Annotated in this window: 23 protein-coding genes; 11 read left to right on the top strand and 12 right to left on the bottom strand. The window is 71.3% G+C overall.

Features of this window, described 5'->3' with window-relative positions:
- Positions 1-2 precede the first annotated feature (2 nt).
- The gene (locus JNK30_RS02625) at positions 3-929 is read left to right on the top strand and encodes a YihY/virulence factor BrkB family protein (protein WP_293479878.1); all 927 of its coding nucleotides are present in this window, start codon (positions 3-5) and stop codon (positions 927-929) included.
- A gap of 3 nt (positions 930-932) precedes the next feature.
- Here the strand turns inward: JNK30_RS02625 and JNK30_RS02620 are convergent, their stop codons facing one another.
- Positions 933-2,042 (bottom strand): amidohydrolase family protein, encoded by a 1,110-nt coding sequence (locus tag JNK30_RS02620; RefSeq protein ID WP_293479877.1) that lies wholly within the window; start codon positions 2,040-2,042, stop codon positions 933-935.
- A 42-nt stretch (positions 2,043-2,084) separates the two neighbouring features.
- Positions 2,085-2,327, bottom strand: a complete 243-nt coding sequence (locus JNK30_RS02615) for a sulfurtransferase TusA family protein (protein ID WP_293479875.1) — start codon at positions 2,325-2,327, stop codon at positions 2,085-2,087.
- Positions 2,328-2,390: 63 nt separating this feature from the next.
- Here JNK30_RS02615 and JNK30_RS02610 point away from each other — a divergent pair, with 63 nt between their 5' ends.
- Complete coding sequence (locus JNK30_RS02610; protein WP_293479874.1) at positions 2,391-3,806, top strand: MFS transporter; 1,416 nt, start codon at positions 2,391-2,393, stop codon at positions 3,804-3,806.
- 32 nt (positions 3,807-3,838) lie between these two features.
- The gene (locus tag JNK30_RS02605) at positions 3,839-4,387 is read left to right on the top strand and encodes an MOSC domain-containing protein (protein ID WP_293479873.1); all 549 of its coding nucleotides are present in this window, start codon (positions 3,839-3,841) and stop codon (positions 4,385-4,387) included.
- A 78-nt stretch (positions 4,388-4,465) separates the two neighbouring features.
- On the opposite strand, the gene JNK30_RS02600 is transcribed toward JNK30_RS02605, so the two are convergent.
- A complete protein-coding gene (locus JNK30_RS02600; protein WP_293479871.1) occupies positions 4,466-6,028 on the bottom strand; it encodes a vWA domain-containing protein in 1,563 nt (520 codons plus the stop codon).
- 176 nt (positions 6,029-6,204) lie between these two features.
- Here JNK30_RS02600 and JNK30_RS02595 point away from each other — a divergent pair, with 176 nt between their 5' ends.
- From JNK30_RS02595 to JNK30_RS02585, 3 genes are all read left to right on the top strand, one after another.
- Entirely contained in the window at positions 6,205-6,702 is a 498-nt protein-coding gene (locus JNK30_RS02595) for a TadE/TadG family type IV pilus assembly protein (RefSeq protein WP_293479869.1), read from the top strand.
- The gene (locus JNK30_RS02590; RefSeq protein ID WP_293479867.1) at positions 6,699-7,262 is read left to right on the top strand and encodes a TadE/TadG family type IV pilus assembly protein; all 564 of its coding nucleotides are present in this window, start codon (positions 6,699-6,701) and stop codon (positions 7,260-7,262) included. The genes JNK30_RS02595 and JNK30_RS02590 overlap by 4 nt, the downstream gene beginning before the upstream one ends.
- Before the next feature lie 76 nt (positions 7,263-7,338).
- Positions 7,339-8,763 (top strand): VCBS repeat-containing protein, encoded by a 1,425-nt coding sequence (locus JNK30_RS02585; protein WP_293479866.1) that lies wholly within the window; start codon positions 7,339-7,341, stop codon positions 8,761-8,763.
- A gap of 15 nt (positions 8,764-8,778) precedes the next feature.
- Here JNK30_RS02585 and JNK30_RS02580 read toward each other — a convergent pair whose 3' ends face one another.
- Both JNK30_RS02580 and JNK30_RS02575 read right to left on the bottom strand, forming a co-directional pair.
- On the bottom strand, positions 8,779-9,282 hold the full coding sequence (locus JNK30_RS02580) for a DUF302 domain-containing protein (RefSeq protein WP_293479864.1): 504 nt from the start codon (positions 9,280-9,282) through the stop codon (positions 8,779-8,781).
- Positions 9,279-10,445, bottom strand: a complete 1,167-nt coding sequence (locus JNK30_RS02575) for a patatin-like phospholipase family protein (RefSeq protein ID WP_293479862.1) — start codon at positions 10,443-10,445, stop codon at positions 9,279-9,281. Before JNK30_RS02575 ends, JNK30_RS02580 begins: the two co-directional genes overlap by 4 nt.
- Positions 10,446-10,666: 221 nt before the next feature.
- Between JNK30_RS02575 and JNK30_RS02570 the strand changes: the two genes are divergently transcribed.
- Positions 10,667-11,140, top strand: a complete 474-nt coding sequence (locus tag JNK30_RS02570) for a cupin domain-containing protein (RefSeq protein WP_293479860.1) — start codon at positions 10,667-10,669, stop codon at positions 11,138-11,140.
- A gap of 143 nt (positions 11,141-11,283) precedes the next feature.
- On the top strand, positions 11,284-12,477 hold the full coding sequence (locus JNK30_RS02565; RefSeq protein WP_293479858.1) for an MFS transporter: 1,194 nt from the start codon (positions 11,284-11,286) through the stop codon (positions 12,475-12,477).
- Positions 12,478-12,489: 12 nt separating this feature from the next.
- On the opposite strand, the gene JNK30_RS02560 is transcribed toward JNK30_RS02565, so the two are convergent.
- The 7 genes from JNK30_RS02560 to JNK30_RS02530 form a co-directional block, all read right to left on the bottom strand.
- Complete coding sequence (locus tag JNK30_RS02560; protein WP_293479856.1) at positions 12,490-13,431, bottom strand: LysR family transcriptional regulator; 942 nt, start codon at positions 13,429-13,431, stop codon at positions 12,490-12,492.
- Between the two features lie 31 nt (positions 13,432-13,462).
- On the bottom strand, positions 13,463-14,770 hold the full coding sequence (locus tag JNK30_RS02555) for an NAD(P)/FAD-dependent oxidoreductase (protein WP_293479854.1): 1,308 nt from the start codon (positions 14,768-14,770) through the stop codon (positions 13,463-13,465).
- 1 nt (position 14,771) lies between these two features.
- Entirely contained in the window at positions 14,772-15,596 is an 825-nt protein-coding gene (locus JNK30_RS02550) for a 3-hydroxybutyrate dehydrogenase (protein WP_293479852.1), read from the bottom strand.
- 76 nt (positions 15,597-15,672) lie between these two features.
- Complete coding sequence (locus tag JNK30_RS02545; protein WP_293479850.1) at positions 15,673-16,584, bottom strand: MBL fold metallo-hydrolase; 912 nt, start codon at positions 16,582-16,584, stop codon at positions 15,673-15,675.
- On the bottom strand, positions 16,581-17,501 hold the full coding sequence (locus tag JNK30_RS02540) for a hypothetical protein (protein ID WP_293479848.1): 921 nt from the start codon (positions 17,499-17,501) through the stop codon (positions 16,581-16,583). Before JNK30_RS02540 ends, JNK30_RS02545 begins: the two co-directional genes overlap by 4 nt.
- Positions 17,498-17,986 (bottom strand): hypothetical protein, encoded by a 489-nt coding sequence (locus JNK30_RS02535; RefSeq protein WP_293479846.1) that lies wholly within the window; start codon positions 17,984-17,986, stop codon positions 17,498-17,500. The genes JNK30_RS02540 and JNK30_RS02535 overlap by 4 nt, the downstream gene beginning before the upstream one ends.
- Complete coding sequence (locus JNK30_RS02530) at positions 17,983-18,447, bottom strand: YHS domain-containing (seleno)protein (protein ID WP_293479844.1); 465 nt, start codon at positions 18,445-18,447, stop codon at positions 17,983-17,985. Before JNK30_RS02530 ends, JNK30_RS02535 begins: the two co-directional genes overlap by 4 nt.
- A 182-nt stretch (positions 18,448-18,629) precedes the next feature.
- On the opposite strand from JNK30_RS02530, the gene JNK30_RS02525 reads away from it, so the two are divergent.
- From JNK30_RS02525 to JNK30_RS02515, 3 genes are read left to right on the top strand one after another with little or no spacing between them, the layout of a single operon-like run.
- A complete protein-coding gene (locus tag JNK30_RS02525; protein WP_293479842.1) occupies positions 18,630-19,289 on the top strand; it encodes a DUF4331 family protein in 660 nt (219 codons plus the stop codon).
- Entirely contained in the window at positions 19,286-19,963 is a 678-nt protein-coding gene (locus JNK30_RS02520) for a DUF4331 family protein (RefSeq protein ID WP_293479840.1), read from the top strand. Before JNK30_RS02525 ends, JNK30_RS02520 begins: the two co-directional genes overlap by 4 nt.
- Positions 19,964-19,966: 3 nt before the next feature.
- Positions 19,967-21,289 carry a hypothetical protein gene (locus JNK30_RS02515; RefSeq protein WP_293479838.1) on the top strand — a complete coding sequence of 441 codons (1,323 nt, stop codon included), beginning with the start codon at positions 19,967-19,969 and terminating at the stop codon, positions 21,287-21,289.
- Positions 21,290-21,292: the final 3 nt, after the last annotated feature.

Genomic DNA, 21,292 nt, shown 5'->3' with positions numbered 1-21,292 from the left:
GAATGACCCCCATCGAGATGATCCGCCGCTTCCGCGCGCGGGACTGGGACCCGGTCCACATCGCGCGGGTGGCCCTCGTCGTGCTCGGCAAGGCGCTCTCGCGCCTCTGGGGCCGGGACGTGATGCTGTACACGGGCGGCGTCTCGTTCTTCGTCATGCTGGCGATCTTCCCGGCCATCGCCATCGTGATGGGCCTCTACAGCCTGCTGTCCGATCCGAGCCAGGTCGCCGCGCAGGGCGAGGCCCTGTCGCGGGTGATGCCGGACGCGGCGCGGATGATCCTGCAGAGCGAGCTCATCCGGCTGTCCACCGCGCCGATCGAGAACATCTCCACCCAGAGCATGATCGCCCTGATCATCGGGGGCTACGCCAGCCACCGCGGGTTCAAGGCCCTTCTGGCGGGCCTTTCCTTTATCCATGACGAGCACAGGCCGCGCGGCTTCCTCAGCTTCAACCTGCTGGCGCTCGCCGTCCTCTTCGCGGCCCTGGGAGCGCTGGGACTGCTGTCGGCGGCGTTCTTCGTGTTCCGGATCCTGGGCGAGAGCTTCGACCTGCGGCCGCTCCGCGGCGTCCTCTGGCTCTACAGCGAGTGGACCTGGGCCAGCGCGGGCATGGCGCTGGGCATGGCGCTGATCTACCGGTGGGCGATGTCGCGCGATCCCGTGGACTGGCGCGCCTCGCTCCTGGGCGGCGGCGTCGCCTCGGCGCTCTGCATCTTCGCGTCGTGGGGGCTGGGGATCTACGTGGAGCAGATCGCGGCGCTGGGCGCCACGTACGGCTCGATCGCCACCGTGGTCATCTTCCTGATCTGGCTGAGCTGGAACGTGAACGCGATCTTCTTCGGCGGCGCCCTGGCCACGGAGGTCGAGCTCGCGCTGCACCGGCAACGGCTGTCGCTGGCCTCCGAGCTGGGCCACCTGCGCGAGTAGGCTTCAAGCCTTCCAGATCGCCGCGGCGTTGCCGCCGAGGACGGCGGCCTGGCGCGCGGGCGTCAGCCCACGGACGCCGTCCCGGATGAGGTCGGCGGCGTCCATTCGGGAGTCCACGTGGGGGAAGTCGCTGCCCCAGAGGATCCGGTCCTCGCCCACCAGCTCCAGCATCGCGCCGATGGTGCGCTCCTCGGGCTCGGCCACGAACCAGACGTTGCGCCGCAGGTAGTCGCTGGGCTTGTGCCGCAGGGTCGAGGCGGCGCGGAAGAACTGGTGCTTCTCGTCGAGCCGGTCCATCAGGTAGGCGGCGAACCCGCAGCCGGCCTCCACGCAGACCACCTTGAGCGCCGGGAACCGGTCGAAGAGGCCGTCCAGGACCATGGAGGCGATCGCGGGGATCAGCTGCCCCGTGGCGCCGAGCCCGAAGCCGAAGGTGGGGCCCGGCATGGTGGCCAGCCAGTCGGCGAAGGGGCGGGCGGCGCCCTCGAAGCGGACGATCACGTGCAGGCAGCCGGGCACGCCCGCCTCCGCGCACAGCCGCCAGATCGGGTCGAAGTGGGCCTGGCCCGGCCGGTGGGCCGAAACGGTCTCCGGCGGCACGAAGACGCCGCCGAATCCGAGGTTGAGGCAGCGCTTCAGCTCGGCCGCCGCGGCGTCCACATCGCGCCAGTTCAGCAGGGCCATGGGCACCACGCGCGATCCGGCGTCCTGGTGGAACTCGGCCTGCCACGTGTTGTAGGCGCGGCAGTAGGCGTTCGCGAGGTCGAGGTCGTCGGTGGGAAACGGCAGGATCCCGATGGTGGGGAAGAGGACGCAGCGGTCGACGCCCCACTCGTCCAGCATCCGGAGCCGGGCCGCGGGATCGTAGCTGGAAGGCAGGCAGCCGTCCGCGTAGCGGTGCTTGCCGGCGAACAGCTCCTCGCGCGGGATGTGCGCGCCGCCCAGGCCCGCCAGCCGATCCGACAGGACCACCTTTTCGCCGATGATGAGATGCTCTGAACCGTCGCGCTCCTCGATGCGGATGGCGCGGTCGCGGAAGCGGGGTTCGAGGTAGCGGAGCCAAAGGTCGGCCGGCTCCATGACGTGCGAGTCGCAGTCGATCACCAGGGACATCGGGCGCCCTCCCGACGCGTCGGGCCAGCGTCGGACCCTGACCTAGGGGGAGGTCAAGGGCTTGCGCAGGATGAAGCTCAGAGCGCCCTGCTCGTCGCTGACGTCGAGGAGCTCGACGCCCGCCTGCCCGGCGAAGTGGGGCACGTCGATGCGGGCCAGCGGATCGTCGGCCAGCAGGCGAACGCGGGCCCCGGCCGCGGCGCCCTCCAGGGCGCGGCGCAGGCGCAGGGTTGGCACCGGGCAGCGATGGCCGCGGGCGTCCACCAGGATCTCGGACGACGTCATGCGCCGGGCATACACCGCCGGCGCCGCGGGACCCAAGCTCGGCCGCTGCGCGTTGCCCATCGCATGACGTTCACAACCGACGTGCCGGCGCGTCTCGACCGGCTGCCGTTCGGCCGATTCCACTGGCTGGTGGTGACCGCCCTGGGCGTCACCTGGATCCTCGACGGGCTCGAGGTGACCATCGTGGGCTCGCTGTCGCCGGCCATCTCCGACAGCCTGAAGCTCAGCGCGGCCGAGATCGGGCTCGCCGGCAGCGCCTACATCCTGGGCGCGGTGCTGGGCGCGGTCGTGTTCGGCCGGCTGACGGACCGCTTCGGCCGGCGAAGGCTCTTCACGATCACGGTCGGGGTCTATCTCGGCGCGACGATCCTGACCGGGTTCTCCTGGGACCTCTGGTCCTTCCTGCTCTTCCGGTTCCTGACCGGGGCCGGGATCGGCGGGGAGTACGGCGCGATCAATTCGGCGATCGACGAGCTGATCCCCGCCCGTCACCGGGGACGGGTCGCCCTGGCGATCAACGGCAGCTTCTGGATCGGGGCGGCGATCGGCGGCGTGATCTCGCTGGTGGTGCTGGACCCCGACGTCATCGAGCCGGGGCTGGGCTGGCGTCTGGCCTTCATCATCGGCGGGCTGCTGGCGCTGGTGATCGTGTTCATCCGCCGGTTCATCCCGGAGAGCCCCCGCTGGCTGATCACGCACGGCAGGCCCGAGGCGGCGGAGGCGGTGGTGAGCGCGATCGAGCAGCGGGCCGGGCAGGGGCCCCAGACCGGACTGCCGTCCATCCGGCTCGCCCGCCGGACGCGGACCAGCTGGCGCGAGATCGCGGGGACGCTGCTGCGGCGCCATCCCCGGCGGACCGCTCTGGGCCTCGTGCTCATGGCCACGCAGGCGTTCTGCTACAACGCGATCTTCTTCACCTACGCGCTTATCCTGACACGCTTCTACGACATCCCGGCCGAGGCGGTGGGGTGGTTCATCCTGCCGTTCGCGCTGGGCAACGTGCTGGGGCCGCTGCTGCTGGGGCCGCTGTTCGACACCTGGGGGCGGCGGCCGATGATCGCGCTGACCTACGGCCTGGCGGGCGTCCTCCTGTGCGGCACGGGCTGGATGTTCGCGCAGGGCTGGCTGACGGCGCAGACCCAGACCGCGGCCTGGATGGTCATCTTCTTCTTCGCCTCGGCCGGGGCCAGCGCCGCCTACCTGACCGTGGGCGAGCTCTTCCCGCTGGAGACGCGCGCCATCACCATCTCGCTCTTCTACGCGGTCGGAACACTGCTGGGCGGCGTGGCCGGGCCGGCCGTCTTCGGAGCCCTCATCGACACCGGCGAGCGCGGGCAGATCTTCCTGGGCTACCTGCTGGGCGGCGGCCTGATGCTGCTGGCGGCGGCGGTGGAGCTCTGGCTGGGCGTGGCCGCGGAGGGCAAGTCGCTGGAGGAGGTGGCCGCCCCGCTCTCGCTCGCCCCGGAGGACGGGCCCTAGCGGGCCGGACGGCGAAGGTCTAGATCGGCCCGGTGACGAACGACGCCCGAGTCATCGCGGTGAGCCGCAAGCGCGCGCACGGGGTGGACAAGCCCAACCAGCTGATGATCCGTCTGGTCGCAGGGCTCGGCGTCGAGGGCGACGCGCACTACGGGGCGACGGTGAAGCACCGCAGCCGCGTTCGGGCGAACCCGAACCAGCCGAACCTCCGGCAGGTCCATCTGATCCACGCGGAACTGCACGACGAGCTCGCGGCCCTGGGCTTCCATGTCACGGCGGGCCTGATGGGCGAGAACATCACGACCCGCGGCGTGGACCTGCTCGGCCTGTCCCAGGGCGCCCGGCTGCGGCTGGGCGATGCGGCGGTCGTCGAGGTGACCGGCCTGCGCAATCCCTGCCTCCAGCTCGACGGCCTGCAGCCCGGACTGATGGCCGCCTGCGTCGGCCGGACGCCCGCGGGAGACATGGTCCGCAAGGCCGGCGTGATGGCCGTCGTGCTGGCCGGCGGGGAGGTGAGGGCCGGCGACCCGATCGCGATCGAGCCGCCCGAGGACCCCTACAGGCCGCTGAAGCCGGTCTGACCCCGCAAGCAAGCGGGGCGGCGGGCTGGAGACCGCCGCCCCGCCGCCGTCGCCGGCGCTCCGGGGAAGGAACGCGCCCTAGCGGGACAGGTGCAGGGCGGCGATCTGCCCGGCGATGCTCTGGAAGACGGGCGTGAGGTTCGAGGAGTCCTCGACGTTGTAGTAGTAGTCGTTGGCCGTGGCGCAGTTGCGCAGCAGGCTCGAGTCGCCGGTCTCGACCTCGACGCGAACGGTGTAGAGCTCGATGCCCTTGGCCTTGATGTTGCTGCACAGGAGCGCGAGGCGGGAATCCAGGGCGGCGGTGCGGTCGGCGCTCGAGGCGCCCTGCTGCAGCGGCTGGCCGTTGGCCTTCAGCACGCGCCCCTGCCAGATGTAGGCCGTGCCGGCGTACGAGCCGTCGTTCGGCGTGTCGCGCTGATCCATGGTGTTTTCGCCGTCGGTCATCAGGATGATGATCTTCTTGTAGTTCGGCGTGTTGTAGGCGGTGCCGTCGGCGAAGGGTGCGCCCGGCGCCACGGTGTTCCAGCCCCAGGCCAAGCCGATCGGGATGTTGGTGTTGCCGTCGGCGTTGAGGCTGTTGATCGCCGAGCGCAGGCTACTGTAGTCGGTCGTCAGGCGCTTGAGCCGGCTCAGCCCGCAGCCGCGGTTCGGACCGAAGTCGGTCGTCATGCTGCCCTTACGGCTGCCCGTGTACTTGTTCACCATCCCCTGGCGAACGCGCCAGTTCGAACTGCTGGTGTTGTCGGGCACGTAGTCGTTCCGATAGTCGTCCCCGTAACCCGAGGTCTTCGAGTCCGGCTCGTCCACCGCGAAGAAGGGGGTGTAGAGGGTGACGGGGTTGCCGACGTCGGGCGGCGTGTCCTGGACGTCGTACGGGGCCTTGCGCATCTCGACACAGCCCCGCCAGCTGGTGCCCAGCTGCGAGAACAGCGTGAAGCGGTTGGCGAACTGGGTCCCGCTCGAGGTCGTGAAGATCTCGTTGTTGATCGGCGAGGCGCCGTTCTGGTCGATCCAGGTGGAGTAGCGGTGGGCCGTCGAGTCCAGGCGCACCGTGTTCGAGAACGGCACCAGCGAGATGCGCACGGCGTCCGGCTCGCTCGACTTCTCGGCAAGCTCCTCCATCTTGTCGACGAAGTCCTTGGCGGCGTTCTTGAGGTCGGAGAGCTTGCTGCCCTCGTTCATGGACCCGGTGTTGTCGAGGACGAGCGCGATCTCGACCTTCATCTCGGCGCGCACCACCTCGGTGGAGGCCCCCACATGCATCACGCCGTCGGACAGCATGCCGGCGATGAACGGGGTCACGGCCAGGCGGGCGCTGGCGACGATGCGCCCGTTCTCTCCGAAGCGGAACGTGGACTGGGCCAGGTCGAAGTCGCTTCCGAGCTTCAGGTTCTGGTTGAGGTAGCGGTCCCCGATGAGCTGCAGCTCGGAGTCGGTCGTCGCGTTGGACCGCGCGGCGGCCAGGGCGGCGGAATCCAGGGCGTCCTGCAACTGGCTCTTGGCGCTGGTGCCGCGGGCGAGATCGACGGCCCCCAGGCCGGCGATGCAGATGGGTCCCATGGAGAGCGCCGCCACCATCGCGACGTTGCCGCCGCGGTCGAGGACGTAACGGCGCAGGCGGGAAGGGATCGACTGGGTCATCGCAGGTGTCCGCGAATGGAAGCAGGGCCCGTTCGATAGCCGCCGGTTGGGTAATTTCGCCTTAGCTCTAAGTCTTAATTTCGATTCACCATGTATCGGCCAGGGTTAAGCGCCGTTTTCCTAGAGATGTAACCGGCCGTTTGCCTCGACGTGGCAGCCTCCCGGACATGCCGAGGTTGTCGCCCGCTTCTGCTTTCTCCCGCGACGAGCGCGGCGCCACGGCGATCGAGTTCGCCTTCGTGGCGCCGATCCTCTTCTTTGCGCTTCTGTCGCTCATCGAGATCGGGATGCTGGGCATGATGTCGTCCGGCCTCGACAACGCGGTCATCGACACCGCCCGCCGGATCCGGACGGGGCGGGACGACATGGCCTCGTCCGCGAACGACTTCAAAAGCCAGATCTGCACCAAGCTGGGCGGCGACTCGAGCTCGTGCATGAGCCGGCTGACGATCAGCGTGCAGAAGTTCCCGAAGTTCTACGACGCCAACCAGGTGTCCGCCGCCCAGCCGGCCGGCCAGTTCGACCCCGGCGGGCCGGGCGACATCGTCCTGATCAAGGCCAACTACCGCTGGCCGCTGATGACGCCGTTCCTCGCCACCGCCTTCGATCGCTCCGGTCCGTTCGAGGTGACGATCGCCTCGCGCGCGGCCTTCAAGAACGAGCCCTACGAATGACCCGTCTTCCCGTTGCACGGCCCGGCGTCCGCCGCGACGCGGCCGGGACGCTGGTGCGCGGCCTCCAGGATCGCCGCGGCGCGGCGGCCATCGAGTTCGCCCTGATCTTCCCGATGCTGTTTGTCCTGATCATCGCCGCCGGCGAGGGGCTGCAGGCCTACATCGCCCAGCGGCAGGTTTCGCACATCGCCGCGACCATGGCCGACATCACGGCCCAGAGCCGGGTCGTCACCATCTCGCAGGTGGACGACATCCTCACCGCCTCGACCTCCATGATCCATCCGTTCCCGACCACGAGCCTGCAGCAGCGCGTCGCAAGCGTGAGCGCGAACGGCTCGGGGACCGTCTCGACCGACTGGGTCCAGAACCGCGGCTGGCTCGGGTCCGGCAATCCGGGAATCCCGAACGGCTACCTCGCGGCGAACGAGAGCGTGGTGGTGGCCGAGGTGGCCTACGACTACCGGCCCACGTTCGGCCTCTTCATGCCGGAGTCGATCCGCATCACGCGTCAGGCCTATTCCCGGCCGCGCCTGTCCCCGAAGGTCGAGCGGACCACCTGAGACCCTGCGCCTCGCGGCGCTCGCGCTTTCGGGTTCGGCAGGGGTAGGCTGCCGCCAGGCTGACGGGGAGGCGCGCATGCTCACGAACCAGACAGGCCGGGCAGGCGCGGCGCGTGGGCTCGCAGCCGCGGCGCTGATCGGCCTCGCGGCCTTCGCGCCTCCTTCGGATCAGGGGGTGGGCGGGGCGCCGACCCGCGCCTTGGCCCCCGACGGCCGGTACATCTCCTGGCGCGAGCATGTCGTCGACGACGGCGCGGAACTGGACGGCGCGCTGACGGGCGGCGACGGCCTGATCCTGGCCGACCTCGACGGGGACGGGCGCGAGGACATCGTCTCGGTGCACGAGTCCGACACCCGCTACGACGGCCGGCCCGACGGCTTCGTCCGCATCGCGTTCGCCACGGGAGATCCCCGGCGCTGGGTGAACGTGACGCTGGCGCGGGGTCGCGAGGCGGCCGCGCCGGAAGACGCCGCGGTGGGCGACGTCAACGGCGACGGTCTCCCGGACATCGTGGTCGCGTCGGAACTGGCCCACGTGGCGTACTTCCAGAACCCCGGCCGGGAGGCGCGGCGCGGCGCGGCGTGGCGGCGGCTGATCATCCCGCAGACCGAGGGCCACGGCTCGTACATCCGCGTGTTCCTGGCCGACCTGGACGGCGACGGGCGGCCCGAGGTCACCACGGCCAACAAGGGCGCGCAGAACCCTTCGCCGGCCGAAACGCGAACGACCCCGGTCTCGGTGCTGCGGCCTCGGGGAGACCCGCTGATCGGCGCCAACTGGGTCGAGCAGGTGCTAGGCCGCTATCCGGTGCCCCAGAACGCCCAGCCGGTGGACCTGGACGGAGACGGGGACAAGGACATCGTGGCCGGCGTTCGCGTGGGCGCCCGCCTGGTGGTCTTCGAGAATGCCGGGGGCGCCTTCCGCGAGATCCCGGTCCGGATCGACGGCGCTCAGACGGGCGGCTTCCACCTCGGGTACGCCGACGTCGACCGGGACGGTCGCCTGGACATGGTGGGGGTGACGAACAAGGGGCTCGCCTGGATCCGGCAGCCCGAGCGCCTGGACGGCGTCTGGACCGCGCACGTGATCGGCGACACGGGCCCGGATCGCGCGACCGGCGTGCTCGTCGCCGATCTGGACGGCGACGGCGACGACGACGTGCTCACCGGGGGCTACAGCGCCCCGCCGCGGGACCGCGACGGCGACCTGCCGCTCGACGCCGCCATGGGCCGGCTGGCGTGGTTCCAGAACCCGGGCGCGGCCAAGGCGGGCGCGGGGCCCTGGCCGCGGCACGACATCTCCAGGCGACGCCGCGGCATGTTCGACATGTTCGTGGCCCGCGACCTGGACGGCGACGGCGACCAGGACATTCTTTTCACGCGCGGCAACAGCGAGCCGTACGACGGCGTGTTCTGGCTGGAGCAGGTGCGGACCGCCCAGCCAGCGCCGGCCCTGACGCCGGCGCGGCCGCGCGAGAGCCGCGAGATGCCGCTGCCTTAGCCCAGGGGCGCCTGGTTAGCGGCCCGCCACGCTGCCCGCGATCGAACCCGCCACCTCGGCAGCCATCCGGATCTGCGCGTCGCGGTCCTCGATCGCGTAGCGGTCGGCGATGAAGGCGAAGTCCGTGTAGGCGACCCACACCTTCCCGTCCGCGTCCTGGGTGACGAGGATCCGCACCGGCCAGTCGAGGCCGGCGTACGGGTTCGACGTCAGGAACTGCGCGCCCAGCGGCGGATTGCCGAAGATCAGCAGCTTGGAGGGCCGCAGGTCGATCTGCGCGCCCTTGGCGAGAGCCGACTGGTCGATCTCGGTGAAGAAGCGGATCCCCTTGGCGGAGATGTCGGCCTTGATGCGGCCGACCGTCTCGTCGAAGCCGTAGGCGCTGGGCGTGCGGACGACGCCCTGGGCGACCTGTGGCGGGGCGGCCGGATCGGCGACGGCGGCCGCGGCGCCGGCCGTGAGGGCAAGCGAAACGCCGGCGGCAAGCGCGAGTAGGGATTGGCGGGCGATACGGGTCATGCGGGAGTTCCTTCGGTCATGCGTCCGGCCTCGGCCTCGTGGAGGATGACGCCCTCCGTGGGGTCGACGGCCTGGGTCCAGGGGGATTGCTCGAGCACGCGCCGGGTGTGGGCGTAGCCCGCCTCCCAGCGCGTGCGGATGCCGAGCGGCGAAAAGTCGATGTCCTTGGCGTGGTCCTCGCCCGCCAGCGGCGGGGCCAGCAGGCGGATCACGTGCATCTGGGTGGCGCAGCCGTAGGCGGCGAGCTCCGCCACCTCCGGGGTCTGGCGCACGTCGGGCGGCAGGCGGTCGGCCAGCTCCGAGATGATGTGGCGGAGCTTGTGGATCTGCTTCTGGCGGGCGATGTGGGTGATCGCCCGGCTCGAGTACTGCAGGTCCTTCTGCCGCGACAGCACGCTCCAGATGCTGTCGGGCTCGGGGCCGTTCGGCGCCCACATGTGGACGGCGAAGACCACGCCCGAGCGCCGGGGCCGGTCGTCGAAGACCGCCTCCACCGGCGTGTTCGAAAGGATGCCCCCGTCCCAGTAGAGCTCGCCGTCGAGGCGGACCGCGGGGAAGGCGGGGGGCAGGGCGCCCGAGGCCATGACGTGGCGCACGGTCAGAACGTCGTCCCGGCTGTCGAAGTAGCGCATCTGGCCGGTCTGGACGTTGGCGGCGCCCACGGTGAGCCTGGGCCGCCCTGCATTCAGGAGATCGGGGTCGATGAGATCGGCGAGGGTCTTCTCGAGCGGGCCGGTCGAGTAGTAGCCGGCGAGCTCCGAGCCCAGCGGCGTCTGCATGCCGAGGAAGGCCCAGGGGTTGGGCCGGAAGAAGGCCTCGAGGCCGCGGCTCACGGTCATGGCGTTCGCGGCAAGCGCGCCGAGGCCCGGGATCATGCCGGCGAACTGGACCGCCCGCGAATGCGTGACGCGGGACCAGAACTCGAGCAGCCGGCCCAGGCGGTCGCCCGGGGCGTTGCCGGCGATCAGGGCCGCGTTGATGGCGCCGATGGAGGTGCCGATGACCCAGTCGGGCTCGACGCCGGCTTCCTGCAGGGCCTGGTAGACGCCGGCCTGGTAGGCGCCGAGCGCGCCGCCGCCCTGGAAGACCAAGACGATCTGACCCAGCTTCGCCTTGTCGATCGGCGACCGGCTCGTGGATTTGGTGTCGGCTGCGGTGTTCATGCCGCGGTTGTCTCAGCCGCCGACCCCCAGCGGAAATGACCGTTGGCTAACCGCGCGATGCGCTCCGTGCATCGGCGCGGTGATTACGCGCGCACGCGATAGAGTCTGAAGTATTCGCGGCACACGACACGGCGCATGGTGACCATAACCTAAAGCGAATTCATGGGTGAAAGCCTCCCCTCTAGGGTCTGAACATCGGAAAACACCTAGAGAACGGACCCATGAAGACCACGCTTCTCCTTACGGCCGCGGCTGCGGCGAGCCTCGCGTTCGCGACGGGCGCATCGGCCGGAACCTGCCCCGCCGACCAGATGCGGGCCGACGCCCGGACCGCGGGCGAGACCATGCCCGCCAAGGTCACCGACACCGAGCTGGCGTTCGTCGCCCTCGGCGACCAGATCGGCGGCCTGGACAACCGTCGCCTGCGTCTGCGCCGACTCGTGGTGCTGCCCGGCGGCGTCGTCCCCTGGCACAGCCACACCGACCGCCCGGCCCTGATCATGACCGTCGCGGGCGAGATCACGGAGTACAGCTCCACCTGCGCCGTCGGCATCGACCACAAGCCCGGCGACGTGGCCCGCGAGGTGAAGGGCGTCAGCCACTGGTGGAAGAACAACGGCAAGGTCCCCGCCGTCCTGATCGCCGCCGACATCAAGAACGACGCCGAGCCCGCCGCCGCCGGCGACCACATGTGAGCAACCCCGCGGCGCTCGCCACCCCCGCCCGGCGCGCCGCGGCCCCCGAGCCGGTTATCCCCCCAGTCCCAGCCGGCCTCGGCGAACGGGCAGCCGGCGGCTCCACGAGCCGCCGGCTGCCTTTGCCATTTCCGGAGCACCCCATGACCCGTGACCTCGCCCGCCGGCTCGTCGTCGGCCTGATCGGCTTCCTGACCCTGGTCGACCTCTTCGCGGCCCAGGCCATCCTGCCCACCCTGGCGCAGACCTACGGCGTCTCGCCCGCCGCCATGGGCGTCGCCGTCAACGCCTCGACCGCCGGCATGGCGGCCGCGGGCCTGGCGGTCGCGCTGTTCTCGCATCGGCTGCCCCGCCGGGGCGGGATCTGGATCAGCCTCGCGCTCCTCGCCATCCCGACGGCGCTGCTGGCCTACGCTCCCGACCTCGCGACCTTCACCGCCCTGCGGATCGTCCAGGGCGTGTTCATGTCGGCCGCCTTCACCCTGACCATGGCCTACCTCTCCGAACAAGGCGCGGGCGAGACGACCGCCGGCGCGTTGGCGGCCTACATCACCGGGAACGTGGCCTCGAACCTCGTCGGCCGGCTCACGTCGTCGGCCCTGGCGGCGACCGCCGGCGTCGCCGTGAACTTCTACGCCTTCGCCCTTCTCAACCTGGCCGGCGCGGCCCTGGTGTTCCTCACGCTCAGTCGGACGCCCGGGATGGCGGTCCAGGCGGGCGAACCGCGCGCCCGGATCGCGGCCCGCCTCGCGGCGCATTTCGCAAACCGCTGCCTCGCGGCGAGCTTCGGCATCGGCTTCTGCGTGCTTTTCGCCTTCCTGGGCGTCTTCACCTACGTGAACTTCGTGCTCGCGGCGCCGCCGCTAAGCCTGAGTCCGATGGCTCTGGGCGTGGTCTACCTCGTCTTCCTGCCGGCCATGGTCACGACGCCTTTGGCCGGGGCCGTGGCTAGCCGCTTCGGGCCGCGCCCGACGTTCTTCGCGTCGCTGGGCGTCGCGGTCGCCGGGCTGCCCCTGTTGCTCGCAGGCGCGATCGCGCCGGTCATCGCCGGCCTGACGCTGGTCGGGGCCGGGACCTTCTTCGCCCAGGCCGTGGCCACGGGCTTCGTCGGCCGCGCCGCAAGGACCGACCGCGCCGCAGCGAGCGGGATCTACCTGGCCAGCTACTATCTGGGCGGCCTCGCGGGCGCCTGGATCGTGGGGCGGGTGTTCGCTTCGGCCGGCTGGCCCAGCGCGGTCGGGCTGGTCGCCGTGGCCCTGGTCGCTGCGGCCGCCCTGGCGGCGACGCTGCAGCCCGCCACGGCGGGGACCGGGACGGTCGGGGCGGCGGCTGGGTAGCCCCCGCCGCCGTCAGCCGGCGACGGGGAGTTCGTCACCCGCGTCTTCCGCAGGCGCAGGCACGGGATCCAGGGTCCCCGTCGGCCACTTGAAGGCCCGCGCCGCCTGCACGAAGGCGCCGACGGCTGGGGAGTGCGGCCGGCCGCGCACCGTCACCAGCATGATGGTGCGCACGAACTCCGGGTCGATCAGGCGGCGCGTCACCAGCCCGGGATCGGTGACCGAGAGCTCCGGGAAGAAGCCGATCCCGAGGCCGGCCTTGATCATCCCCTGCACCCAGTCGTCGCGCTCGGACGAGAACACCTTGTTCCAGCGGACGCCGGCCTCGCGCAGCTGTCGGCGCGCGACGTCGAAGATCTCGCAGTTGGCGCGGCTCACATAGGGCTGCTCGTGCGTGTCCCGGCAGCTGATGACGTTCTTCGCCGCCAGCGGGTGGTCCGGCGGAATCGCGAGCACGAACCTCTCCTGGAAGAGCGGCAGGCCGTGGAACCGCACGTCCGGGCCCTCGGGCAGGCCAAAGAGCGCCAGGTGGAGATCGCCCTTGGAGAGCATCTCCATCAGCTCGGTGGAGCCTTCCTCGGTCACTTCGAGCTCGACGTTCGGGTGCGCCATGCGGAACTTGACGATCAGGTCGGCGATCAGCGCGGGGCCGATGGTGCACATGACGCCGATCTTCAGGGCGACGTTCTCGAGCTTCTTCGCCGCGCGCGCCTGCTGCTTGGCGGCCTCGGTCTGGGCCTGGATCTGCTCCAGGTAGGGCAGCATCATCCGCCCCAGCTCGGAGAGGTGGGTGTTGGCCCGCTCGCGGTGGAACAGGGGCCCGCCCAGCTCGTGCTCGAGCTGCTGGATGGCGCGTGTCAGCGCCGGCTGCGAGACATTCGCCTGCTCGGCCGCGCGGGTGAAGTTCAACGTCCTCGCGAGCGCGAGGAAGTAGCGGACCTGCTGCATTTCCATGGCGGGATCCCCCGATGGCCAGGAACGCCCATCACGAGGCGGTACGCACCTCCACGGGCGGAGAGACTACACGGATTTCACGGCTGCGCGTCACGGCCTCGAAGACCAGCCGCGCGCCGCGCTCGAACGTCAGGTACGACCACAGCCAGTCCAGCACGACCTGGACCCGGTTTCTGAAGCCGATCAGGAACCAGACGTGGGCGGCGCACCAGAAGATCCAGGCGAGGAAGCCCCTGAGCTTGACGGGCCCCAGGTCGGCCACGGCGGCCTTCCGCCCGATGGTCGCGAGGCTGCCGTAGTTGGCGTAGCGGAACGGCCCCGGCGAGGCGCGGCCGTGAGCGCGGGCGTCGATCAGCTTCGCGACGTAGGCGCCGGCCTGCTTGGCCGCCGGCGCGACGCCGGGTGCGACGCCGCCCCGGCCGTCCGGCATCCTCGCGACGTCGCCGATGACGAAGACGTCCGGATGGCGGGGGAGGGACAGGTCGGCGTCCACGATCACACGGCCGGCGCGATCGGTCTCGGCGGCGAGCCAGCGCCCGGCCGGCGAGGCCTGGACTCCGGCGGCCCAGACGATGGTCGCAGCCTCGATACGGGTATCGCCGACGGTGACCGCCTGGGCCTCCACGTGACCGACCGGGCGTCCCTGCATCAGCTCCACGCCGAGCTTCTCGAGCGCTCCCTTGGCATAGGCGGAAAGCGAGGGGCAGAACGTCGAGAGCACGCGAGGACCGGAATCGATCAGCAAGATCCGCGCCCGCTGACCCCGGATGCGGCGGAAGTCGCAGGCCAGCGCGCGCCGGGTGAGCTCGGCGATCGCGCCGGCGAGTTCGACGCCCGTGGGGCCGCCGCCCACCACCACGAAGGTGAGCAGGCGCTCCCGCGCGGCGGGATCCATGTCGAGCTCGGCGGACTCCAGGGCCAGAAGCACCCTGGATCGCAGCGCCAGCGCGTCCTCCAGCGACTTGAGCCCCGGCGCATGCTCGGCCCAGCCGTCGCGGCCGAAATAGGCGTGGGTGGCGCCGGTGGCGACGATCAGCTGGTCGTACGGGATCGTGCGGTCCCCGAGGCGCAGCTGGCGCCCGGCCAGGTCGACGCCGGTCACTTCGTCCAGCTCGATATGCACGTTCGGCTGCCGGCGCAGGATCATCCGCACCGGGCTCGCGATCTGGGTGGGCGCGAGCCCGGCGGTGGCCACCTGGTAGAGCAGGGGCTGGAAGAGGTGATGGTTGCGGCGGTCGATCAGGGTGACGTCCGCATCCGTGCGGGCGAGCTTCGCGGCGGCGGTCAGGCCGCCGAACCCGGCGCCCACGATCACGACCCTCTGGCGCGGCGTGGACATGTCAGTGCGCGGTCCAGCCGCCGTCGACGGTGAGCGCCGCGCCGGTGACGGACGCGCCGTGCCGGCCGCACAGGAAGGCCGTCAGGGCTCCGATCTCCTCGACGGTGGCGAACCTGCGGTTGGGCTGGGCGGTCAGGAGGACGTCGGTGACGACCTGCTCGTGCGTCATGCCGTGGGCGCGCGCCTGGTCGGCGATCTGCCGTTCCACGAGCGGCGTCCAGACGTAGCCCGGGCAGATCGCGTTGCAGGTCACGCCGGCGCGCGCGGTCTCGAGCGCGACGGTCTTGGTCAGCCCCACCACCCCATGCTTGGCGGCCACATAGGCCGACTTGAACGGCGAGGCGACCAGGCCGTGGGCCGAGGCGATGTTGACGATCCGGCCGAAGCCGCGCTCCACCATCGAGGGAAGCACCGCCTTGATGGCGTGGAAGGCGGACGAGAGGTTCACCGCCAGGATCGCGTCCCACTTGGCGGTGGGAAACTCGGCGACCGGGGCGACGTGCTGGATCCCCGCGTTGTTGACCAGGATGTCCACGGGCCCGAGAGCGTCGTGCGCGAAGGCGATCATCTCGGCGATCTGTTCCGGCATCGACAGGTCGGCCGGCGAATAGGCGGCCTCCACCCCGTACAGGGCCGACAGCGTCTCGCGGGTCTGCTCGATCTGGGCGGGGTCGCCGAAGCCGTTCAGCACGACCGCGGCGCCCTGTTCGGCCAGGCTCTCGGCGATGCCCAGGCCGATGCCGCTGGTGGAGCCGGTGACGATGGCCACCCGGCCCGTGAGCGGGCGGGTGAGGGCGGCGGCGGTCTCGCTGGCCGTAAGGGTCATGAGCGGTCCTCGGACGATGTGTTGCGAAGGATCGGGATGGGCGGGGTCCGGCGGAAATGCCGAAAGCGCATGGACCTCAGGCCGCGTGGCGCATGAAGCTCGGCCGCCAAAGCGCGGCCATGTCCGGCGGGCCGGCGGCGTCGACGAGCCCGCGCCGGAACAGATCCAGCAGATGCGCCAGGACCGAATGGCAGGCCGCGGGATGCAGACGCCGGTCGTGGTCTGCGTAGAGCCGTTCGACGAGCTGGCGGACGGTGGCTGCGCCATGCGTCTCCAGGGCGAGCAGCACCTGGGTCTCGCGCTGGCGGCGATGTGCGATGTAGGCGTCCAGGAAGGGGCCTGTCGCCTCGACCGGCGGGCCGTGCGCGGGCAGCAGCCGCGCGTACCGCCGGGCGCGGATGCGCTCCAGGCTTCGCATGTAGAGGCCCATGTCCCCGTCGGGCGGGCTCACGACGCTGGTGGACCAGCCCATCACGCAATCGCCGGGGAAGAGCACGTTCTCCTCCAGCAGGGCGTAGGCGTAGTGGTTCGAGGTGTGCCCCGGTGTCGCCACCGCCTCGATCGACCAGCCGGGACCGCGGAAGACCTGGCCGTCGGCGAGGGCCTCGTCCGGCCGGAACGCGACGTCGTCCCCGGCCTCGAGGCGCTCGGCGCCGCGCGACGGGCGACAGGGCGCGCCGCCGGCGTAGATGACCGCGCCGGTGGCCTCGGCCAGCGGGCGCGCGGCCGGCGAATGGTCGAGGTGACTGTGGGTGACGAAGATGCGGGTGATCGTCTCGCCCCGGGTCGCCGCCAGGATGGCGGCCACCTGGGCCGGATCGTCGGGCCCGGGGTCGATGACCGCCACCTCGCCCCGCCCAACGATGTGAGCGCCGGTGCCGGTATAGGTGAACGGGCCGGGGTTCTCGGCCACCACCCGACGGATCAGGGGGCTCACCTGGTCGGCGCGGCCGTACTCGAACGACATGTCGCGAACGAAGGGGATCATGGCGCAGGCTCCGTGATGAGGCGTCGGAGCGCCCGGCCCAGGCGGGCCACGGCGGCGATCTTGTCGGGGAAGGGCAGGGCGATGGGCGGCCCCATGTCGGTCTTGTTGACGTCGACCACGTAGAGCCGGCCCGACGGACCATCGCGCAGGACGTCCAGGCCACCCCAGTCGAGGCGCATCGCCTGGGCGAAGGCCGACAGCTGGGCGATCTCCAGCGGCGAGAACACGTCCCGCGGCCGCGCCAGGCTGACGCTGGCGTTGTGGTTGGCGAAGCGGTCCGCGACCGGGCGTCGCTTGATGAACACCACCTCGGGCCGCCCGCCGACGAACGGCGTGCGGAGGTCCACCGCCAGGCCGTCCTGCACGTTGTCGATCAGGCGCTGATAGGTGCGTCCGGGCCGGGGCCGGCACGGCAGTTCCACCAGGCGACCGTCATGCGCGCCGTTCAGCTCGCCCTTCTCGACCGCCGGGCCGACGCCGGCCTCCGGGTCGAGCGCCAGGGGATAGCCGAAGACGTCCTCGAACACCTGGGCGACGCGGCTCTTGCTCACGTCGGCGCAGCCGAAGTTGAAGGCGCGCGAATGCCAGCGGGGCGGTGCGCGACCCACCGTGGAGTCGTCGAAGTAGAAGCTGGCCGCGGCCTCCTCCGGCGAGCGGGCGATGCCGATGCCCTCCCAGGCCGCCGCCGCCCAGATCAGGTACCAGGGGCGCGGCCGGTCGGGCGCGAACCAGATCTTCGGCGCCGGGCCCTTGAGGGCGTTGGCCGCCGCCTTGGCCCGCACCGCGAGGTAGAGGCCCAGCCACGTGGCCGCCTCCGAGGCGAGGGCGCGGTCGAGCGGGATCATGGCCCCGGTCTTCTTCACCCGGACGACTCCGCCGCTGAGCGTGAAGTCGGATGTCCAGAGGACGTCGCTCATGGCCGGGTCGGCGCGAACACCGCTCCCACGCGCCGGAGGAAGACGCCGAACTCGCCCCGCCGGAAGATGCCGAGCAGCAGCACCGCAGCGCCCAGGTTGATGCACGCGGCGACGAACAGCCCGCCGCCGTCGCGGTTGGGATCGACCCCCAGCGGCGTGAACAGGTGGAAGCTCACGGCGCCGGCCATCACGAGGAGGCCCGCGAGCGCGCCCGCCGCCTGGAGATGGCGGAACCGGGGCAGGAGCCCGGCGACGAGCAGCGTCGAGGCGATCAGCTCGATCGAGCCGATGACGTACTGGCTGAACAGTCCGGTCTGGGCGAACAGGCCCGGCAGGCCGAGGTCCGTCGTCCAGCCGTTGAGACGACCGAAGATCACCTGGGTCTTGGGGTGGTCGGTGAACTTGAAGCGCAGGCTGTCCAGGAACACGGCGGCCATGAAGAGCGCCAGGCCGTGCGGGATCAGCCCGATGAGGCGGCGGCTCATCGCAGCACCTCCGGCCAGTTGCGGTCGGCCTTGGCGATGTTGCCGGGAATGTCCTTCGCCCAGCGCTGCTGCACCTTCTGGTCGTAGTTCAGGTAGAGCTTGCCGCCGACGACCTTCCAGGCGAGCGGGTCGCTCTTGGCGGTGTAGCCGCCGGCCACGGCCCAGGCGCAGTAGCCGCCGTACTGCGGGACATAGGCGGCCGGGTTGGTCCTGAAGCGGGCCAGGTTGGCGGCGCTGGCGAAGCGGTACTCGGCGCCCTTGAACGTGGCGACGAGCTTCGGATCCCCCTTCCGAGGGGCGCCTTCGAAGTAGCTCAGCGGGTCATAGCCGCCGATCGCCACCTTGCTGAAGGCGGGCAGGTAGACCTCCGGGGCCGCGGCCGCCAGGGTCGGCGCGCCCGCGCCGGCCAGCGCGATCAGCGCCGCAGCGGCGAGGGCCGTCAGGTTTGGTGTTTTGGGCAAGTGGACGTTCCTCCCAGAGCCCCGCCGCTGCGGCGGTCGACCGTCCGTCGGTCGGCTCATGGGGTATCCGCGCCTCGCGCCCGGCGCTCATGCCGAAAGGTTATCGTCGTCCCTGCGCCGGACTCATCTGCCGTTGTTCGCCGAACGTAAATCCTCCAGGATCGCGCCCAGGGGGTTGGCTCATGAGCGGGTTGCATCGCGCGACGGGGATCGTCGGCCTTATGGCCGCCGCTGTCCTCGCACTCTCGACTTCGGAGCGGCGCGCCGTCGCCGCGGATCACCTCGATCCGCCGACGCGGACGGATCCGGCCTTCGACACCACGGCGGACAGGGCGGCGGACATCGCCGACGTCTACGTGTGGCACACGGCCGACAATCTGGTGATCGCGCTGACCTTCGCGGGACCGGCGCCCCGGGAGCAACGGCCCACCTACGACCGCGACGTGCTCTATACGATCAACATCTCCAACGCAGGCTTCCCGACCGATCCGGAGATCTCGATCCGCTTCCGGTTCGGCCAGGACAGCTCCGGCAACTCCGGCATCGAGATCTCGGGGCTTCCCGACGGCGGTCCGCCCCTGGTCGGCCCCGTGGAGACGACGCTGTCGCGCAACGGCATCCTGGCGCGGGCCGGGCTCTACGACGACCCCTTCTTCTTCGACCTGCAGGGGTTCCGCGAGACACGCTCGACCGGGAACCTCCAGTTCGTCGCCTCGCGCAGCTTCTTCAGCGGGACCAACGACACCTCGCTGGTGCTGCAGATCCCCCGCAGCCGGGTCGAGACCGGGAACGAGCTCAACATCTGGGCCACCAGCGCCCGCTTCGGGGGGCAACTGCAATGATGCCTCGCCCGGCTGCCCGCCGCACCGCGATCCTGGCCCTTCCGCTGGCGCTTGCCGCGTGCAGCGGCGGCAGCGGCGCCGATATCGTCGATCGGCCGTCCACCGCGCCCCCGGGCGCACCCCTGAACGTGCAGAACTGTCTCGACCAGCCGATCGGGCCGGGCCGCCCCAGCGTCGCCAACATCGTCGTGCCCGACACGATCAAGGTGGATTTCACCCAGCCCGCGGGCTTTCCGAACGGCCGCCGCCTGACGGACTCCGTGATCGACATCACCCTGGCGTGGATCTTCGTCGACCTGGCCAAGCACGATTCCGGCGTGCTCGCCCGGCTTCCCCTCGGCCCGCAGGCGAACGACGTGCCGTTCCGCGCCGACTTCCCCTACCTGGCGCCGCCGCATGGAGGGGCTCCGGCCCCGGCCGGAGGGTCGAACTTCATCTTCCGGACCGATCCGGTCTCGGCCTATGTGCAGGTGGACCGCATGGGCATGCCGGCCATCGCGACCGCGCTGATCGGAAGCAGCGCCAAGGTCCCCTACAATGACGACAATCCCGGGATCGACGGGACGCGGAAGTACGTGAACGAGATCACGGCGACCCTCGGCGTGCTCGCCAATGCGCTGCAGGACGACTTCCAGAGGGCCGGCCTGTCGATCTGCGCGCGGCCGGGCCCTTAGGCCATGACGGCGAGCGCCGCCTCGCCGCGCTGGCTCTGGCTGGCTGTCCCGGTGCTGTCGGTGGCGAGCGTGATCGCGATTCAGCGGCTGACCGCCCCCGCGCACGACCTCTCGCCGCGACCGCCGCCCGCCGTCCGGCAGACCGTCCCATCGGCCCCCGCGAGCTTCGGCGCAGCCCTCGGGCGCGCCGACGCCGACCTCGCCGCCGCAGAGGCCCGGGCGGCCGAGCGGCCGGGGGAGTGGATCTTCCTGGAGACGCTCGCCCGGCGGCGCGTCACCCGCGCACAGCTCACCGGCTCGTACGACGACTACGCGGCCGCGCAGGCCGCGCTGGACCGCGCCTTCACCCTCGCGCCCGCGGGGGCCGGACCGCACCTCACCCAGGCGGCGCTGCACTTCAGCCTGCACCGGCTGGATCGCGCCGAGGCGGCGCTCGATGCGATCGGGCGCTACGCCGCGCCGCCGGGCGCCGTCGAGCGCGCGGAGGCGCTGTTGCTGCGCGGCGACATCGCCCTCTACCGCGGCGACCTGAAGGGTGCGGCTTCGTTCTACCGTCAGGCCGAAGCGGTGGAGCCGGGCCCGGGGACGGCGTTCCGATGGGCGGTCTACTTCATGAAGACCGGACGACCGGCCGAGGCCGAGCGCTTCTTCGACGCCGCCCTGCACGCCAACCCGGCGCCCACGCCGCAGTTCCGGGCCGGGGTCGAGCTGCAGAAGGGCGCGCTGGACCTCGAGCGCGGCCAGTGGGACCGGGCGCTGGCCGCCTTCCGGCGCGCCGATGCGATCTTCCCCGGCCACTATGTCATCGAGGAGCACATCGCCGAGACCCTGGCGCTGAAGGGCGAGACGGCCGCCGCCGAGCGGCTCTACGCCGACATCGTGCGCCGGACGGGACATCCGGAGTTCATGGACGCGCTCGGCGAACTGGCCCTGAAGCGCGGCGACCGGCAGGCGGCCCTGGGATGGCGGGCGCGCGCGGGGGCCGAGTGGGCGCGGCGGCTGAGGCTTCTGCCCGAGGCCGCCTATGGCCACGCCCTGGACCACCATCTGGCCGCCGGCGACGCGATCCGCGCCCTGGAGATCGCCGAACGCAACCACGCGGCGCGCCCGAACGGCGACTCCAAGGCCCAGCTGGCCGAGGCCCTCCTCGCGGCGGGCCGCGCCACGGACGCCCGCCACGTCGTGGAGCCCGTCCTGCGAAGCGGCTGGGAGACCGCCACGGTCCACGCCGTGGCCTCGCGGGTCTACGCGGCCGCAGGCGAGCCCCGCCTGGCCGCCCGCGAGCGCACGCGCGCGCTCGCCATGAACCCCCACGCCTTCGACTGAGCG

This window comes from Phenylobacterium sp. (assembly GCF_016793225.1).
Classification (GTDB): domain Bacteria; phylum Pseudomonadota; class Alphaproteobacteria; order Caulobacterales; family Caulobacteraceae; genus Phenylobacterium.
The sequence above is the reverse complement of the archived record's forward strand: the minus strand, read 5'-3'. Positions and strand labels throughout refer to the sequence as shown.